The following is an 18,023-nucleotide window of genomic DNA, read 5'->3' as shown; positions in this document are numbered from 1 at the left end:
AAAGATAAAAAAAACCGCCAATTGACGGTTTAATTTTAGATAGGTGATAGGACTAACTTCTTACTCTGTTTTTTTCACTTTCGGCGCCATTAGCATCATATTGCTTTTTAGGAGCGAAAGATTTTCCGAAACTATAAGTAAAAGTTAAGACTACGAAACGGCTGTCAAGTTTGTTTCTCCAGTTGGCTTCCGTATTTTGAAGGTTTCTGATAATTCCGTTATTCAAATTAGAATAGAAAATATCATTACCGGATAATTTGATAGTTGCTTTGTCTTTAAGAATTTTTTTCTGTACACCAATATTGATACTGGATCTAGATAATATGACAAACTGTGCCGAAACAATATCAGTATGATAATTTCCGCTCAATTCGGCTGACCAACCTTTTTGGAATTTAAAGCTGTTATTCACGTTAACACTCCAAAATGTACCTGATGATTCTAAATCTTCGGTGTATAATTTACTTTTGTATCGGGTATAAGTTACTTCATTGTAAATGTTGGTTGACCACCATTTGTTTAATTCCAATTGCAAACTGGCGTTAAGACTGAAAAACTGACTTTTACCAATATTTCCAGGACGACTATAGTAAATTCCGTCATTGATTTCGATGGTTTCGTTGATGTCATCTTTGGAAGAACCATAACTTAAAGTGGTTGAGAGAATACTTTTATATCGATAAGAGAGTTCATAATTATTAGCAAATGAAGGATTCAAGAAAGGATTACCCGAATAGAAAGTGAATCGGTCTAACGGACTTACAAATGGATTCAAATCCTGAAAATAAGGTCGGTTGATTCTTCTGCCATAATTGATAACCAAAGAATTATCGCCTATCGAATCTAATTTATATTGTACATAAACCGTCGGGAAAAGATTGGTGTAATTTCTCTTAAATTTAGAAGCAGGTTGTTCGATGTTGCCCAATTGATTTCCTCTTGATTCGGTATTTTCGACACGCAAACCCGTTTGGAAACTGAAACGCTTGTAATTAGTATTGAAATTTACATAAGCCGCATTGATAATCTCATCATATTTAAAATGATTGCTGGTAGCATAATTTGGGATTTCTTCACCATCAATAACATCACGGTAATCGGCGATGTTGTCTGTTTTGGTGTAGCTTACTTTGTAACCAGCTTCAAAATTACTACCGTTTTTAAAAGGTAAAGTATAATCTGTTTTTAAGGAATAAATATCAATATCCGATGGTAAATCACCTCTTAATTCATCCTGACTTGAAAGTGTATTGTCAGGTTGATAGATGTAATTATTGAACGTTTGCTTGGCAGAAGTGTCATATTTTAAATAATCGACATCAACAGTCAAACGCTGACCTAGACTATCTAATTCATGTCGGAAATTAAAATTAACGCCGCCGTTTTTGAATTTCTGCTTTTGTCTGTTGTAGGCAATGATGGAAGAATCTAAAACCGAATTGGCATCCGTAATTTCACTTCTTACATCTGAATTTTGATTATTCTTTCTCAAAATGCCACTTAATCCAATTCCAATCGTGGTTTTATCGGAAACATAATAATCTAAGCCGATTCGGGCATTCTTAGATTGTACTTTGGTGTCAATGAAACTATTTTGATTAAACAAACTGGTAGTGTTTCCGGAATCGTCTTTGAACTTTCTGAAAATGAATAAATCGTTAATTGGATTTTGTTCGGCATAGCCAATATTACCAAAAACACGTACTTTTTCATTCAAATAATTGAAATTAAACCCTTGACGATTGCCGCTTCTTTTTCCTTGAGAAATCCTCGAAGTTAGATTGCCGTTGAAACCTTTGGCTTTTGATCTTTTGGAAACAATATTTATAATTCCGGCACCGCCAGCAGCATCGTATTTTGCCGGTGGATTCGTCATTAATTCAATTTTGTCTAACGTACTTACCGGAAGCGATTTAAGATAAGCTTCTAATTCTGCTCCGGATAAATAAGTCGGTTTGTCATCTATATAAACCTGAACGCCCGATTTGCCTTTGAAAGTAATCGTTCCGTTTTGGTCTACTGATATTCCGGGAGATTTTTCTAAAACATCCATTGCATCGCCGCCGGCAGCGGTAATAAAGGCGTCAACATTTACCACTGTTCGGTCGATTTTGTTTTCTACAAATGGTTTTTTCTTGGTAATGACCACTTCGTCTAATTTGTTCAGTTCATTGGCTGCTAAAGTGATTTGAGGCAAGTTTACAATTGGATTAACGGCCGAAAGAGTGATGGTTTGACTTTGGTAACTTTTAAAAGCAATATCATCTGTTTGGATTTTATAATCGTTTTCTTTTAGATTGGTAAATTCAAATTTACCTTCTGCATCAGTGATTTCAATTTTTACTACGGAATTGTCTTTGGTCAAAAGTAAGGTAATTTGAATGCCGCTCGCTGATTTTTGGTCTTTGTCGATTAATTTGCCTGAAATGCTAAAACCGTTTTGAGCATTGAGGATTCCGTTGAATAACAGTAAGGCAAATAAAAAAGTGATTTTATTTTTCATTGATTGATATTGATTAAGTTTTGGCATAAAAAAACCGCCATCTAGCGGTTTCTTTATTTAAGTCGTTGAAACTGACTTTTTGTTTCATTAATATGTGATTTGATACAACATTCTTATTGACTCAGCCAAAGGGCTATTGCCTTTGAAACTGAAATGATAAAAGTCATCATAGCTGAAATTCTTATTTGGTTCTTTTTAATTCTTCTCGGGCTTTGTCTAGTTCAGCTTTGGCTTTTTGCATTTCTTCTCTTGCTTTAAGCATTTCCGCTTTGGCTTGTTCCATCTCGGCTCTGGCTTTTGCCATATCCGGTTTAGCGAGTTCCACTTCTCTTTTGGCACGCTCTATTTGAGGCTTAACTCTTTCCATTTCTTCTTTTACGCGTTCCATTTGCAGGCGAATCATTTCTTTGTTTTTGCCCATTTGGACTTTGGCATTGGCCATGGCTTCAGCTCTGAATTTGGCCACGTCTTTGCCGTTAATCACAATGCGACTTTCATTACCGTCTTCACTGTCAACGGTAATGCTGTATTGGCCTTTTACATCGGAATCTTTTAATGCTTTTTTAATTTCAGCGTCATCAGACAATACTTTACCATTGACAATTACCATAGGTTTTTTGTCTCCTTTTTTGATGATAATTTTTGATTCTTGCAGATTTTTCCAGTCCATTTCCGGAGCTTCGGGTGCTTCAGTTGCTTCTGGCATCTCAGGTATTTCAAGCATCTCAGGCATTTCGGGTGCTTCAATATCAATGTCGAAATCAAAGTTGAAATCACTCATATTTGGCAAACTGTCATTGAAGTTGTAAACAAAGTCTTCGCTATGCTCTGCATGAACACCGGGAACATTGGCGTACACTTTAAGGTTTTTTGGTCTTCCAAATCCAATAGCTTCATTGTTTTTATAAAAATGAATGGGTGTTATCGGTTCTTTACCGTCAACTTGTGAAACGCCTTTATTGCCGTCTTTATCTTTGTATTCGACTTTGATTCCGGTAATTTCACCCTTGTTGTTGCGCTTGATTTTAGAACATTTTAAAGTAACACCATGGTCATTTTTTAACCTTTTAGCTTCTCTTTTTAAATCTTCTTCAGAAGAGTTTTTATCAATGACAAGTCTAATTTCTTCTCGGTGTTGCAGTGATCTGGTTACTTCAGTATCGGATTCTTTTTCTTGTGCAATAGTTTTAATTTGGAACAAAAGCACAAAACCGATTAAGGCCGGAATTACTAAAGTGTACTTCCATGAATTTCTTCTTTGGGATTGATGAGTGTTTAACATAACGATTCGTTTTTTGATTAATGATTGATAAAAATTATTAGTAATTGATAAGCAGTTTTGATGAGTAATTGCTTTTAAAAGTGCTCTTTGATACACTTTTGGATCTTGTAATTGTTGCACCGCTTTTTGGTCGGCAATGTATTCTAAGTTTTGAATAATGGCTTTTTTATACAACCAAACAAACGGATTGAACCAAAACAAGATGCAGAAAATCTTAGCGACCATCACGTCAAAAGAATGTTTCTCTTGGCTGTGGACTTTTTCGTGTAAAAGAATGCTCTGCAACTCTTCTTGGGTATACAATGACGAATTGAAAACAATATAATTAAAGAACGAAAAAGGAGTAATGTCATGGTTTAAATCAACTAACATAAAGCTTTCATTTTTAACTTTTTGCTGTTGATAAAGCATTTGAAAAAGCGAAATGAAATTAATGATAACCTTAGTCAGTAAAAACAACGCAATTAAGATATAGCCCATCCAAATGATTTGCATCCAATCAAAGGTTTCCGCTACCGGAGCTTGTTGGGAAGCTGTAGTTGTATTAGCATAGGCAACCAAATCTTCTAAGTTGATTTTAGGTCTTTCCACATACACAATTTTGGTAATAGAAAACAGTGGTAATAGGAGCGAAGTGAACAATCCTGTAATTAAAAACCAACGGTTGCTGTTGAAGAATGTCTCTTTGCGAACCAAAAAATGATAGGCCAAATAAAACATAGCGATTAATCCGCTCGATTTTAGAAGATAGATGAATAATGTTTCCATATTACTCCTTTTTTTCGATTATAGCTAAAATCTCTCTTAATTCCTCAGCCGAAATTTTCTCTTCTTCGGCAAAAAAGGACACCAAATTTTTATACGAACTGTTGAAATAATTATCAATGGCTGTATTCATGAAGCGTTTTCTGTAGTCTTCCATTTTAACGATAGGGAAGTATTGGTGGGTGTTACCAAAAGCATTGTGACCTACAAAACCCTTTTCTTCTAAGTTTCTGATAATGGTAGAAAGTGTGTTGTAATGTGGCTGGTCTTCCGTTATTTCTGCTAAAACTTCTTTGACGAAAGCTTTCTTGAGCTTCCACAAGATTTGCATAATCTCTTCTTCCTTATTGGTTAACTTTTGCATGATTATTTCGTTTAAAAGGGTTTATCTAAATTGATAAAACAAACGTATAACTATTTTTTTAGTTGCACAACTATATTTATAGTTATTTAACTAAATATTAAGGATTGAAGAGTGGAATATTCTTTAAACAACTGTATTATAGTGTTTTATGTTCGGATTGTATCAGTTTAAAAACCCAATAACCACATGCAGTTCCAACAAGTCCAAGCATGCCCATAAAGAACCAATTGATTTGATAACCATAATGCTGAATGATTTCCATTCCTAATTTGGCACTCAATATATGCGCCAAACTAAAACTCATAGTATAAATAGCCATATAACGACCTTCGTGACCTTTTGGGGCTCGACTCAAAGCGACCGAATTAGAAAAAGGAAAAGCAAACATTTCGGCAAAGGTCATAAACAACATCATAATAGTTAAGATGCCGACCCAAGTGTTGATTAGCATTAAATACATACTTATGGCCATCAAAAAGCAACCAAATGCAACCACTTTGACCTTGTTGATTTTCTTTCTTTCTACATAACTAACAATCGCCATTTCGCAGAAAAAAACCAAAACACCATTCATGGTCAGTAATAATCCGGTTTGGAATTCAGATAAATCAAATTGTTCTCTATGGTATAACGGAATAGTGGTAAAGACTTGGAAAAACAAAACCCCCGAAACCAAACAGGAAAACAAAAACAGCCAAAACGGTTTGTCTTTAAAAACCGAATGCGTCAACACTTCACCCGGATGTTCTTTATCAGTGAAAGCCGATTTTTTCTTTTCTTTTACTTTTATCCAAAAGATTAGAATTGCCACGATACAGGTAATTCCATCCGCCCAAAATAACCCACGATAGCCAATATTCATAATAATCAATCCGCCCATTGCCGGTCCGGCCGCGAAACCTAAATTAATGGCTAAACGAACTAATGTCAGCGCACGCGTTCTGTTTTCAGGTTTTGCATAGGCTCCAATGGAGACAAACATCGCCGGGCGATACATATCAGCCACTGTCATGATAGCAAACATACTAATACAAAGTCCGATGAAACTCGTGATGTATTGAATCACAAAGAACATCAAGCCGCTGGTGAGCAAACTGAAAATCATGATTTTGTAGAAGCCAATTTTGTCCGAAAGCTTTCCGCCAAGCCATGAACCAAGCATGGAACCAACACCAAACCAAACCATAATCCAACCGACTTGACTGTAACTGAAACCCAAATCTTCTTTCAAGTATTTAGAAAGAAAAGGCAACACCATAGTACCCGCACGATTGATAAAGGTAATAATGGTAAGTATCCAAATCTCTCTGGAAAAGCCTTTAAAGTTGTCTATGTAGCGTTGGAAAGCGGTTTTAAGCATGATGGGTGATTGATCATGTAAAGTTACAAAGTTACGGAGTTACTGAGTCAACAAGTTTCTGAGTTTGCAAACAATTTTTATACTATTTTTGTTAAAAAGTGACCCATGAAAAAAATACTTTCCTTCTTGTTATTGTTCAATGTTTTGTTGCTGACCGCTCAAGAAACCTCGAAAGAATTTCAAGACACCCTCAATAAAGAATACGGAACTCGCGAGGATAGTCCACTAACGGATGAGGATTTCAAAGTATTCAAAAGCTTGGACTTTTTTCCGATTAACGATAAGTTTATAGTAGAAGCGAAGTTTACCCGAACGCCAAAGGAGAAAGTATTTAAAATGAAAACTTCTACCACACGCTTGCCCGAATATGTGAAATACGGCGAATTGACTTTTACGATCGATGGAAAACCCTTCAAATTAAACCTGTACCAAAATATCGATTTAACCAAAAAGGAAGGCTACGAAGATTATTTGTTCTTACCTTTTTCTGATTTGACTTGTGGTAAAGAAAGTTACATTGGCGGACGCTACATTGACATGCGCATTCCAAAAGAGGAAACAGTCACTATCGATTTCAACAAAGCCTATAATCCTTATTGTGCTTATAACCACAAATATTCTTGCCCGATTGTGCCTTTGGAAAACGATTTGAATATTGAAATCCTGGCCGGAGTTAAGAAGTTTCACGACTAATGTCTTTCTATGATTTACATACCCATAAATTTACCAATAAAGCCAATACTTTTGAATTGGTAAACCAATATCCGTGGGAGTTTATAGATAGCATTCCTCAGTATTCCATTGGTATTCATCCTTGGTATATCAACGAAAGTCGGTTGGAAAGTGATTTGCAATTCATGGAAACCAAATTACAACAGCCCGAATGTTTGGCACTGGGCGAATGCGGATTAGACAAGCGAATCGACATACCTATGGCGCTCCAGATAGATGTCTTTGAAAAGCAAATCGCCTTAGCGGAAAAATATCAAAAACCATTGGTGTTACACTTGGTTGCCGCTTATCAAGAATTAGTGGAAATCAAAAACCGATTGACTATTTCGGTGCCCATAATACTTCACGGGTTTTCTAAGAATGAACAAGTGGCTCAGCAAATGATAGACCATGGTTTCTATTTGTCGTTTGGCAAATATCTTTTAAGAAATCCTGAACTGAAATCGGTGTTTCTTTCGGTTCCCAATGACCGATTCTTTCTCGAAACCGATACCGTTGAAGAAACTTTAGAGGAAGTTTACACTTTAGCGGCTCAGTACAAAGAAATGACTATTGAGGCCTTGCAAACACAAGTAGCCTCAAACTGGAAGCGTGTTTTTTATTGACTTTCAATGATTTAGTTATGAAATTGAAGGGTAAAAACCACAATTACAGTTGTTTTTTAATTATCTTTATTGGCTAAAAATCAAACAAATGAATCCAAACAAAGCATTATGGGAAAAAGGAGATTTCACACGCATTGCCTCTAATATGCGTGAAAGCGGGTCAGCTTTAGTTGACTCGTTACAAATCACCAAAGGACTTGACGTTCTTGATCTTGGTTGTGGTGACGGTACTACCGCCATTCCGGCAGCTAAAATCGGAGCTAACGTTTTAGGCGTTGACATAGCCGATAATCTTGTAGCAGCTGGCAATCTCAGAGCCAAGGCTGAAGGACTTACTAATTGTACCTTTCAAGAAGGTGACGCTACCGATTTACAAGAACTGAAAGATGCTTCTTTTGATTTAGTGGTTAGCATATTTGGGGCTATGTTTGCGCCAAAACCGTTCGAGGTTGCTAAAGAAATGGTTCGTGTGGCTCGCTCGGGTGGAAGAATAGTAATGGGCAATTGGATTCCGGGTGACCCAACATTGGTCGCTCAAATTTTGAGAATCAGTTCTGCTTATACACCGCCGCCGCCCGAAGGATTTATCAGTCCGATGCTTTGGGGTGTTGAGAGTAATGTTACGGAGCGATTTGAAAATGCCGGGATTTCAAAGGAAAATATAGCCTTCGCCAGAGACACTTTTGTTTTTAATGCACCTTATTCACCAACTGAATTAGTAAATGTTTTCAGAGACTACTATGGTCCAACTATGAATGCCTTTGCTGCAGCGGAAGCCAATGGAAAAGCAACAGAACTTCAATTGGAATTAGAGGAGTTGTTCAACAACCAAAACACAAGTAATTTAGCGAATACTACTAAGATACCGGCGACTTTTTTAAAGGTAACCGTGCAGTGTTAAGCAAACCGGTTTAAATTTATCAAACTATTTTCGGTGCAAAAGCGCTTGTAGATTTTGTGCTTTCTTTTCTGCCCTGTGGTGCAGGCAATAATGGGTGTGGAAAACATGAGACTCGAGAAACTTAATCTGAATCTCGTTCCATTCTTCTGTGCTTAGACTTGGGTTTTCGTGCTTGAGCTCTTGGTAGAGTTTGTTACCAATGTAGATAAAGTTATCCGTACCCAAGTATTCCAAATCAGCATCGGCTAGGATGCGCTCTAATTTGTTTTGCGGGTTTTGCGGAATCTTGGTAGCATTAATCATCCCTACTATTTGTTCGATATCACTTTTGGTATAACCATATTCCGGAAGGCGTTTTTGCGCATAACGTATGCTTTCATCTTCATGGTTGTCCGTAATCGGATTGACAAATCCCGCGTCGTGAAATAGGGCAGCGGTTTTAATTAAGATGATTTCGTCTTCAGTGCAATGTTCCTTGTGACCAATAAATTCCGCCATTTCTACTACATGTTCGGTGTGTTTCCAATGATGATAGGTCAACTTGGGAGACAGCTTTTCTTTCAAGCATCCCATTACATTGGTGTACAAAGCATCCCAGTTTTTCATGGCTAATGTTTTTGTTTGTGTCTCAAAATGCCACCGCTAGCTTCCTTGATATAATGAATGAACATAAAGGCTTTCGGGTCGAGTTGTCTGACTTCGTCTTTGATGCGCAATAATTCTAATCGGGTGACGATGGTTACGATAATATCGCAGTCGTGTTTTACTAGAAAATTATCAGGCAAATATCCGCGTTCGCCTTTGATAACGGTAATGCCTTTGCCAAACTTTTCTACTATCAATGATTTAATGGCTTCGCTTTCAGACGAAATAATATTGAGCGAAGTGTATTGTTCCAAGCCGTCAGCTACATAGTCGAGCGATTTGACGGCGGCAAAATAAGTCACTATCGAATACAAAGCGGTCGTTATTCCAAAATACCAAGCCGCGGCCAAAAAGATTAAAGTATTCATCCCAAAGATAACTTCGGAAACATTGAGACCAATTTTCTTAGTGGTCATTACCGCCAATATTTCAAACCCATCAGCCACAGAACCACTGCGAATGCACAATCCCATCCCAATACCAATCAAACAACCGCCGAATAGTGCAATCAACAACTTATCGGAAGTCACAGCATCAAATTCGATACTCGCCATACTAATCGAAATTAAAGACAATGTCAGCAAGTATTGCAAAGCAAAAGTATTACCCAACAATCTTTTCCCCAGAAATATAAAAGGCAAGTTGAATACAAAAACCAACAGTGCAAAAGGCACCGGTACTAGCTCATGAACTAAGATAGAAATGCCAATCACACCTCCATCGAGAAACTTATTGGGAATCATAAACCCTTTTAATGCCAAAGTAATAAAGGCAACGCCAATTAAGTTTAATAAAAGGTTTCTTGGGTGAAAGATTTCTTTCCAGTTTATAGCGTTGTTGACGTGGCTCATGTTGAAATAAATTTAATTTAATTCTTAAAAAGATACTAATTTAATAAAAATTCTATTAATTTAATAGAAAAAATACTATATTTGTTTCCCCGTTCAGGTCATTTTGCTTCAAGTCTTATTGGGTTGCCCCGCCGAATTAAATTAATGGTCTTATAAATATGCATTTATTAACCTTTAAATATTTAATTATGCCAGATGTAAAAATCACTCTGAATGTCAGCGCCAATACCCTTTGGAACTTGACAAACCCCTCACAAGCACAAATTGACGGATGTTGTTCTTTATCCGATGACAACAACGGAAACTCTCCTAACGGAACTATTGAAGATTTTACTTCACAAGTAAACTTAAACAAAAACGTAAAATGGGTTGGTGTTACTGCCGACAGCGGTTATACGGTGGCCATTGACAGTATCTCTTATGAAAATGAAGGTGATGATGTAAACATCTTCAGCAGTGGTACCATAACCGGTAGCGGAGGAAGATCGGGCAATGTCAACGCCAATGTTAATAATGATGGCAATTTGGTAAACCAACATGAAGATTACACCATTAACTTCAGTATTTATGACACGCCAACCGAATTCAAATCTTTTAGCATTGATCCTAAATTACAAGTAAACCCTTAAATGAAATGGAACATTTTAAAATATCATTTTAAATGCTCTACTGTTTTATGCTTTCTGTTTTTTCTACCGCCAACTGCCTTGGCTCAAGAACAGAGAGTAGCAGACAGTTTGAGAAAAATTTATACAAACGGTAAATCTCTAAGTAGTTCCGAAAAAATGGAATTGCTTAGAAATTTGTCTTTTAATGAAGTCAACAATTCAGCACTGGGGATGAAGTATGCTGATGAACTTATTGCGCTTTCAAAAGCAGAAAAGAACTATCTATACTTGCACCGCGGGTATTATCAAAAAGGAAACAAGCTAAGACTTGCCGGAGATTTAGACGTTGCATTGTCAGCTTTTTTTAAAAGTACAAATGCGGCAGAAAAAGCAAATTATACTCCTGGTTTAGGTACTGCATATTCGGCTATAGCCGATGTCTATTCGGTAATGGGTAATACTAAAAATGCTGAAATTTATTATAATAAAGCCGTTAGAATATTGAGGACAACGGATAACGCCATAGTCTTGGCCAGTGCTTTAATCAATGCCGGTGACCAATATTTTAAAACAAAACAATACAAGGTTGCCTTGCAGTATTTTAACGAATCGGGGGCGATTTTTAAAAAGAATGATTACATCATAGGGTTTGCCTACAGCTTGGGCAATATAGGAATGGTATATGCCGAACAAGGCAAGAATAACTTGGCTATGGAAAACATGCGCAAGGCCATTGTCATTTTGGAAGACTTAAAAGATTATTACGCCATTTCCGATTACCTGATTCACATGTCGGATATTTATGTGAAACAAAACGATACCAAGACAGCACTGAGTTATGCCAAAAGAAGTTTGGACTTGGCTCAAAAATACGGACTGAAAGACCAAGTGAGCACCTCCAATTTAAAACTTTCCCAACTTTATGAAAAGGTGGGCAATACAGCCGAATCTTTAAAACATTACAAAGACCACATTACTTACCGCGATAGTGTGACCAATCTCGAATCGGTGCAAAAGATAGCGGATTTACGTACCAATTATGAAGTATCGCAAAAGCAAGTACAAGTAAACCTGTTGAAAAAAGACAAAGAGATTCAGCAGTTAAGAGTAAAACGGCAACGCAATCTTATTTATGTCACAGCCAGTACTTTATTGTTCATTATTTTCTTGGCGTTTGGCTTGTACCGACGCAATAAGTTTATACAGAAAACCAAAGCCATTATCGAAGAAGAAAAGAACCGCTCGGATACTTTATTACTCAATATTCTACCCGAAGAAACGGCTCAGGAATTAAAACAAAGCGGTAAAGTAGCGGCTAAGAAATTTGAATCGGTGACTGTATTGTTTACCGATTTTAAAGGCTTTACCGATTATGCCAAAGACTTATCGCCGGAGAAATTGGTAGAAAGTGTGGATTATTACTTCTCTAAGTTTGATACTATAATGGAGAAGTACGATTTAGAGAAAATTAAAACCGTAGGAGATTCGTATATGTGCGCGGCAGGATTGCCTTTTGAAACTACTGACCATGCGCATAAAATGGTATTGGCCGCCATAGAAATAGCCGAGTTTGTAAAAGAATCGTTAGCCATGCAAACCCAAGACCAAACCCGTTTTGAAATTCGCATCGGAATCAATTCCGGACCTATTGTAGCCGGAGTTGTGGGTAGCAAGAAGTTTGCCTACGACATTTGGGGCGATGCCGTGAATATTGCTTCGCGTATGGAATCCTGCTCTGAACCAGGAAGAATTAATGTTTCTGAGTATACTTATGAGCTCATCAAAGACCAATTTCACTGCGAGTATCGCGGCGAAATAGAAGTAAAGCACAAAGGCATGATGAAAATGTACTTTGTCAATGGGCCAAAATAAACTGCTATTTAGGATCAAAACTTAGCATCCACTGAATACCGAATTGATCGGCAAACATAGCAAAACAGGAACCTAACGGACTGTCATCCATAGGCATTTCTATTATTCCGCCGGCAGATAGACCGTTGTACAGTTTATTGGCTTCTTCTCTGCTTTCGGCAGTTATGGAAATGGTATATCGGTTGCCGGTTACCAGTTCTTCATCCATAAATTGTTCTCCTACATCACTGCCTATAAGTGAATCTGAATTTCCTATGGGCAAGGCAATGAATACTATTTTGTTGGCCACGCTTTCTGGAAGTGGATTGTCAGGATCACCGGGTAAATCTTTCATGCGCATCAGCGTGGTAAATTCGCCACCAAAAACCGATTGGTAAAAACCAAAAGCTGCTTCTGTATTGCCTTTGAAAAGGAGGTGAGGGTTTATTTTTGCCATTTTGTATTTTTTAGAGATTAAATATAGTTTTAATTTTTACATGATTGGCAAAAATGGGAATTGAAAATTACGAATTACGAATTTGGAAGTGGTTACACTGAGATTACTTTTGAATCTGTTTTTTTGGTTAATCAAATCATCAGTTATCATGCTTAAATAACCTTGCAGCAATTTTTTTGTAGCATTTTATTTTGCTACTGTTTTTTTGCTACACTTTTTTTCAAGGAAAGATATTTTGTGTTTTGCTTTTGATTCAGAGTTAAAATCCGGAGTAAGTCCAAGCGCACAGTAGTTTCAAACGGCTGTTATGCACCGTTTTTTTTAGTCAATAATTCCACTAATTTCTTCAAAAATAAATTCTGTTGACGCGCTATCTTTTTCAATTTCAAACTTTAGGTTTTTTAATTCGGCTCCAATATAACCGTTACCTTTATTTTTAAGAATTCCTTCGATTCCGTTTTTAGATGAAGCTATTTTCAATACAATTACAGCGCATAAACTGTCACCTTGAATGTTAACATTTATAGATTGAGAATTATCATTTTCATGATAACTTTTCATCCAATATGTTAGTTTAGTTTTGTCAACTTTTTCTATCTGTTTAATTAATTCATCTTTATATTCTTTTGTTTCTGGAGTAAATTTTTCAAATATGATATTTGTGTTTTTGCAAACAGGTCTGTCACACGAAACAATAAAGATTATAAGGCTAAAAGCTGTAATTGCTTTAATACTATATTTTTCCATTGTGAATGTTTTTAAGTAAACGGAAATTTCTAAATTTTTTATTCGTCTTTGAAAAGTGAGAGTCGAAATTGGTGCATAACGTTTCGCGGATTGTGATTGTGGCGTTCCTCATTCACTTGCGTTTCCAAATATAACTAAAATTTCAGTCAGCCGAGACATTTCTGACACGACCAAAACCAGCCATTATTACAAACCGCTGTAAGCAGTAGTTGTTTACTTACTGTTCTTTCCATTAAGCTTTAAAAACTCATTTTCAAGTTTCTTAAAATCATCATTTATCGGCAAAATATTTAGCTTGTCAATTTTATATTTTGTTTTGTTTGTAAGGTTGATAATTATGCTATCACAAGTTCTGTCACTTTCAAATCTATAATTGTCAACATTATTCCAAGGAATTTTTATATCCTTTTCAAAACTTAAGAGGAATTTACGTTTCCAGATGTGAATTATTCCTTCGTCTGCTAGAATGACTTTTATTTTTGCCGTTGCGATAAGGCTTGCAATAAAAAAAGATGTTGCATAAATTAAGATAAATTGTAATACTGAAAGGAATATATTGTCAATTCTCGGAGTATAATCTTTGATAATTATTGTGCTTGAACATAATATCAAAACCATAACAAATATTAATCTACTTCTTGAGATGATATTGATGTTATATTTTTTTTGTTTCATGATTTATGATTGGTTTAGCGGAAGTTTCTAAACAATTACTGCTAACGGCTGTTATGCGTTCGGTGTTTTAACAAGGAAACCACCAATGTATAAAATATAATTTTCCACTTTTAATAAACATATTTACATGTCCATCAGAAACATTGTTTTCATCTTCTCTCAACTGAATGACTTGGAGATTTCCTTCATCATGAACATCAATAGTTTTGATGTTTTTAATTGCTTTTGGGAAGAGTTTTTTTAGATCATTTATGGTTGTAGATGAATTTAGCTTCTTTCCTCTGTAAGAAATGAAATTATTTTTGGTGAATCTGAATTCATCAACAGCAACTTTTTCTTTGTTGTTTTCATATCGCGAACCATTTTTGTAAAGATATTTATCGTCTGTATCTTTACTTCCATCTTCATTTTCAAAAATATATGAACATGGTTCTAATTCCGACATTAATTTAATACTGTCGGCTTTCCCAAGTACGTTTAAAAATTCGGTTAAAGAGAAATATCTTTTAAACTTACCATTAAAAAGAATGTCTTCTTCTTTCATTACTTCATTTTGATAAACTTTTATTTCCAGACTATTATCTTTAATTTTATTGTCATTAACTGTTTTGTCAATCTTTTCAGAACCATTAAATTTTTCAACTGTTTTCGAATCATTCTTACTGCAAGATATGCAAAAGTAAAAGATTAATAAAATTGATAATGTTCTCATTTGGATAGGTTTTTTACACTGACGCATAACGTCTTGCAGCTTGTAACTGCTGCGATGATTTATTACTGTTGATTCCAAATATAAAACTCCTTTTTGAATTTTCGGAGAAAATTCGGGACAAGCCCAAGCGCGCAGTAGTTACAAACTGCTGTTATAGGCTGCCTTACCTGATATTCTTTAATATTTGACAGTTAAGTTTTTCAAATTAAATTCACCAACTATGAAATCACTATTTTCTATTGAATAATTAATTATTTCATAATTTGCGTTAAATGCATATGAAACATTATTGTTACCCCAAGATGTTTCATCAATATCTAAAGTGAAATCCTTTTGAACAGTAAAATCTCTTCGTACATTTCCATTTGGATTACCACTGTTGGCACTACCGTTTGAGAATAACCAATCCATAACATCACCATTTTCATTCATGCTAACTAAAATGCCTTTGGATTCCCCAAATTCCCCTTTTTTAGTTAATTCTAAATGTAACAAATAATGATTGTTATTAATTTTAATGTAAGATAGAATTGCAATCTCCTTCATTTCAGAAATTTTTAAACAGTCATTTATCTCAGTTTGCCCCATGTTGCTGATTGTTTCTTCACAATCTATTTGACCAAAAGGAGAATTTCCATATAGATTTACAGCTTTAGGTTCTTTTCTATTAAGCTTTGTTATAATGAATAGACTATCTGATGCATGTAAAACTTTTTTTGTCTTTTCTAAATCATCACTTTCTGAGATTGATGAATAAGGCAAATTTATTTTTTTTGCATACTTAAGAAAGGATTCAAATTCAGTTTGCGCTTCACTTTTTACTGTAAATGTTATGAATAGAATTAATAGATATAGTTTCATGATTTTATTCACTTTTTTTGTGGGTTGCCTATAACTTTCTAATAAGTATTATAAATTATTACCTTAATAGATTTGTTCTTCTCAAATCTACCAAATTTCTTCCCACCAACCAATCCCCATCAATAGGGAATTTAAATCAAGTTATTAACATAAAATTCTTATAAATGTGCTTGTGAACACCAATTTTGAGCGCTAATAAACCATAGATAAGCCATGGGAAGGTTATGCAAGGCCTTTTAAAAAGTTACTGCGTCCTATTAACGTCCTATAAACGCCCAATAAAAGTGCAGTAAGCGTGCAACCATAAAACTTTACAAATTCCTATTCCTTTTTGCTTATTTTTGCACCTTTAAAATTATAATTAACATCGTTCCTGTCGGCTTAAGCCTTGGTTCGTAATTCGTAATTCTCAATTTGTAATTGAAATGGCTAAGTGGCAAGAAAGAGCAGCGCTTTTATTTAAAGAAGAAGGATTAAACAATTTAAAGAATGCCAATGTATTGGTCGTAGGACTGGGTGGCGTAGGCTCGTTTGCTGCTGAGTTCCTGGCGCGTGCCGGTGTAGGCAATATGACTATCGTGGATGGTGATGTGGTTGATATTACCAATGTAAACCGACAATTACCGGCTTTACATTCGACCGTAGGCATGCCCAAAGTGCACGTTGTAGGCGATAGGCTAATGGACATTAACCCCGAACTAAACTTAATCCGATTGGAAGAATTCCTTTCACCGGAAAGAGCTTTTGAATTGGTGACACCCGAATTTGATTATGTTTTAGATTGTATAGACAGTATCACGCCTAAACTAAACTTATTGATTGCCTCCAAACGCAAAAAAGTAAAAGTCATCAGTAGTATGGGTGCCGGTGGAAAATATGAAGCGAGTAAAGTAAAAGTGCGCGACATTAGTAGAACCGAATATTGCCCATTGGCCAAAAATATGCGCAAACGCTTGAAAGAGGCTAAGATATCCAAAGGCATCAAAGCCGTTTTTTCCACCGAAATGCCCGATGAAAGCAGTGTGAAATTGACGGATGGCAAAAACTACAAAAAGTCATTTTACGGAACCAACAGCTGGATACCGTGCCTTTTTGGGTTACACGCTGCAGAAACCGTTATAAGATATTTGATTAAAAAACAAAAATAAACTCAGGCACTCAGCCACTTAAAAATGATACAAACCGTAATTTTCGACATGGATGGTGTAATTGTAGATACCGAACCGGTACACCATTACGCATACAACCAGCAATTCAAACAATTAGGCATCGATATTTCACCCGAAATGTATGCTTCCTTTACGGGGAATTCGACTAAGAATATCTTTGAGCGTTTGAAAGCCGAATTTAATTTGGAACAAGACGTGCAAACTTTGGTACAAACCAAGCGTAACTTATTCAATGACGCTTTCGACAACAAAGAAGACTTGTACTTGTTAGACGGCGTAGAAGATTTAATCAAGGAATTGCATAGTAATGGCATGCAATTGGTTTTGGCTTCGAGTTCAGCAACAGTGACTATTAATCGTATTTTCAACCGATTTAATTTAGACCAATATTTTACCCATAAAGTGTCCGGAGAAGACTTTCCTAGATCGAAACCGCATCCGGCTATCTTTCAGCACGCAGCATTTTTGGCTCAAACTTCGGTAGAAAATTGTATTGTTATTGAAGATAGTACCAACGGTATATTGGCAGCCAAAGCAGCTGGGATTTATTGTGTAGGCTATGACAGTTTTCATTCTAAACTACAGGATTATTCACAAGCTGATATAGTAATTACACATTTTAATCAATTGAGTTTTGAAAAAATTAAAAGCATAAAAAAGCCGGTTTAAACCGGCTTTTTGTTTTTTTACAGCAGAAAAATTACTTTTTGATTTCTACATCAACATCGTCACTATCAATATCAATACCATCACCGTTTACTTTGACTGAAGTACCTTCTTCTTTTTCCTTAACGGTGTCCTTAACAATTACAGTTTCTTTTTCGATAGTGTTTGTTTCGATTGTTTCTGTTGTTTTTTCTTCTTTTTTATCACAAGCCATTACCAAAACCATTGATAACATACTAAGGCAAATTCCAATATTTTTCATAAAACTA

The 18,023-nt window shown here is 35.7% G+C and carries 19 protein-coding genes; 7 read left to right on the top strand and 12 right to left on the bottom strand.

Going from position 1 to position 18,023, the window contains the following annotated elements:
- Positions 1-52 precede the first annotated feature (52 nt).
- From ICG50_RS08390 to ICG50_RS08375, 4 genes are all read right to left on the bottom strand, one after another.
- Positions 53-2,503 (bottom strand): TonB-dependent receptor, encoded by a 2,451-nt coding sequence (locus ICG50_RS08390; RefSeq protein WP_187660462.1) that lies wholly within the window; start codon positions 2,501-2,503, stop codon positions 53-55.
- A 181-nt stretch (positions 2,504-2,684) separates the two neighbouring features.
- Positions 2,685-4,553 carry a M56 family metallopeptidase gene (locus ICG50_RS08385; protein ID WP_187660461.1) on the bottom strand — a complete coding sequence of 623 codons (1,869 nt, stop codon included), beginning with the start codon at positions 4,551-4,553 and terminating at the stop codon, positions 2,685-2,687.
- Position 4,554: 1 nt separating this feature from the next.
- A complete protein-coding gene (locus ICG50_RS08380; protein ID WP_187660460.1) occupies positions 4,555-4,914 on the bottom strand; it encodes a BlaI/MecI/CopY family transcriptional regulator in 360 nt (119 codons plus the stop codon).
- Positions 4,915-5,050: 136 nt separating this feature from the next.
- Positions 5,051-6,274: an MDR family MFS transporter gene (locus tag ICG50_RS08375; RefSeq protein WP_187660459.1), complete on the bottom strand. Its 1,224-nt coding sequence runs from the start codon at positions 6,272-6,274 to the stop codon at positions 5,051-5,053.
- Between the two features lie 105 nt (positions 6,275-6,379).
- Between ICG50_RS08375 and ICG50_RS08370 the strand changes: the two genes are divergently transcribed.
- From ICG50_RS08370 to ICG50_RS08360, 3 genes are all read left to right on the top strand, one after another.
- On the top strand, positions 6,380-6,967 hold the full coding sequence (locus ICG50_RS08370; RefSeq protein ID WP_187660458.1) for a DUF1684 domain-containing protein: 588 nt from the start codon (positions 6,380-6,382) through the stop codon (positions 6,965-6,967).
- Positions 6,967-7,611 (top strand): TatD family hydrolase, encoded by a 645-nt coding sequence (locus ICG50_RS08365; protein ID WP_187660457.1) that lies wholly within the window; start codon positions 6,967-6,969, stop codon positions 7,609-7,611. The genes ICG50_RS08370 and ICG50_RS08365 overlap by 1 nt, the downstream gene beginning before the upstream one ends.
- Before the next feature lie 88 nt (positions 7,612-7,699).
- The gene (locus tag ICG50_RS08360; protein WP_187660456.1) at positions 7,700-8,512 is read left to right on the top strand and encodes a class I SAM-dependent methyltransferase; all 813 of its coding nucleotides are present in this window, start codon (positions 7,700-7,702) and stop codon (positions 8,510-8,512) included.
- Positions 8,513-8,536: 24 nt separating this feature from the next.
- Here ICG50_RS08360 and ICG50_RS08355 read toward each other — a convergent pair whose 3' ends face one another.
- Together ICG50_RS08355 and ICG50_RS08350 are read right to left on the bottom strand one after the other, a co-directional pair.
- On the bottom strand, positions 8,537-9,118 hold the full coding sequence (locus tag ICG50_RS08355) for an HD domain-containing protein (protein ID WP_187660455.1): 582 nt from the start codon (positions 9,116-9,118) through the stop codon (positions 8,537-8,539).
- Positions 9,119-9,120: 2 nt separating this feature from the next.
- Positions 9,121-10,008: a YitT family protein gene (locus ICG50_RS08350; protein ID WP_187660454.1), complete on the bottom strand. Its 888-nt coding sequence runs from the start codon at positions 10,006-10,008 to the stop codon at positions 9,121-9,123.
- Positions 10,009-10,196: 188 nt separating this feature from the next.
- On the opposite strand from ICG50_RS08350, the gene ICG50_RS08345 reads away from it, so the two are divergent.
- Positions 10,197-10,637, top strand: a complete 441-nt coding sequence (locus ICG50_RS08345) for a hypothetical protein (protein ID WP_187660453.1) — start codon at positions 10,197-10,199, stop codon at positions 10,635-10,637.
- The gene (locus ICG50_RS08340; protein ID WP_187660452.1) at positions 10,638-12,488 is read left to right on the top strand and encodes an adenylate/guanylate cyclase domain-containing protein; all 1,851 of its coding nucleotides are present in this window, start codon (positions 10,638-10,640) and stop codon (positions 12,486-12,488) included.
- A gap of 4 nt (positions 12,489-12,492) precedes the next feature.
- Here ICG50_RS08340 and ICG50_RS08335 read toward each other — a convergent pair whose 3' ends face one another.
- The 5 genes from ICG50_RS08335 to ICG50_RS08315 form a co-directional block, all read right to left on the bottom strand.
- A complete protein-coding gene (locus ICG50_RS08335) occupies positions 12,493-12,924 on the bottom strand; it encodes a VOC family protein (protein WP_187660451.1) in 432 nt (143 codons plus the stop codon).
- A gap of 321 nt (positions 12,925-13,245) precedes the next feature.
- The gene (locus ICG50_RS08330; protein WP_187660450.1) at positions 13,246-13,671 is read right to left on the bottom strand and encodes a hypothetical protein; all 426 of its coding nucleotides are present in this window, start codon (positions 13,669-13,671) and stop codon (positions 13,246-13,248) included.
- 213 nt (positions 13,672-13,884) lie between these two features.
- On the bottom strand, positions 13,885-14,346 hold the full coding sequence (locus ICG50_RS08325) for a hypothetical protein (protein ID WP_187660449.1): 462 nt from the start codon (positions 14,344-14,346) through the stop codon (positions 13,885-13,887).
- Between the two features lie 67 nt (positions 14,347-14,413).
- Positions 14,414-15,136 carry a hypothetical protein gene (locus ICG50_RS08320; protein ID WP_222940173.1) on the bottom strand — a complete coding sequence of 241 codons (723 nt, stop codon included), beginning with the start codon at positions 15,134-15,136 and terminating at the stop codon, positions 14,414-14,416.
- Between the two features lie 99 nt (positions 15,137-15,235).
- Positions 15,236-15,919: a hypothetical protein gene (locus ICG50_RS08315; RefSeq protein ID WP_187660447.1), complete on the bottom strand. Its 684-nt coding sequence runs from the start codon at positions 15,917-15,919 to the stop codon at positions 15,236-15,238.
- Positions 15,920-16,344: 425 nt separating this feature from the next.
- Between ICG50_RS08315 and ICG50_RS08310 the strand changes: the two genes are divergently transcribed.
- On the top strand, positions 16,345-17,067 hold the full coding sequence (locus ICG50_RS08310) for a tRNA threonylcarbamoyladenosine dehydratase (protein WP_187660446.1): 723 nt from the start codon (positions 16,345-16,347) through the stop codon (positions 17,065-17,067).
- 24 nt (positions 17,068-17,091) lie between these two features.
- The gene (locus ICG50_RS08305; RefSeq protein ID WP_187660445.1) at positions 17,092-17,757 is read left to right on the top strand and encodes an HAD family hydrolase; all 666 of its coding nucleotides are present in this window, start codon (positions 17,092-17,094) and stop codon (positions 17,755-17,757) included.
- Between the two features lie 31 nt (positions 17,758-17,788).
- Here the strand turns inward: ICG50_RS08305 and ICG50_RS08300 are convergent, their stop codons facing one another.
- Complete coding sequence (locus ICG50_RS08300; RefSeq protein ID WP_187660444.1) at positions 17,789-18,016, bottom strand: hypothetical protein; 228 nt, start codon at positions 18,014-18,016, stop codon at positions 17,789-17,791.
- Between the last annotated feature and the right edge of the window lie 7 nt (positions 18,017-18,023).

It is taken from the genome of Flavobacterium buctense, assembly GCF_014486695.1.
Classification (GTDB): Bacteria; Bacteroidota; Bacteroidia; order Flavobacteriales; family Flavobacteriaceae; genus Flavobacterium; species Flavobacterium buctense.
The sequence above is the reverse complement of the archived record's forward strand: the minus strand, read 5'-3'. Positions and strand labels throughout refer to the sequence as shown.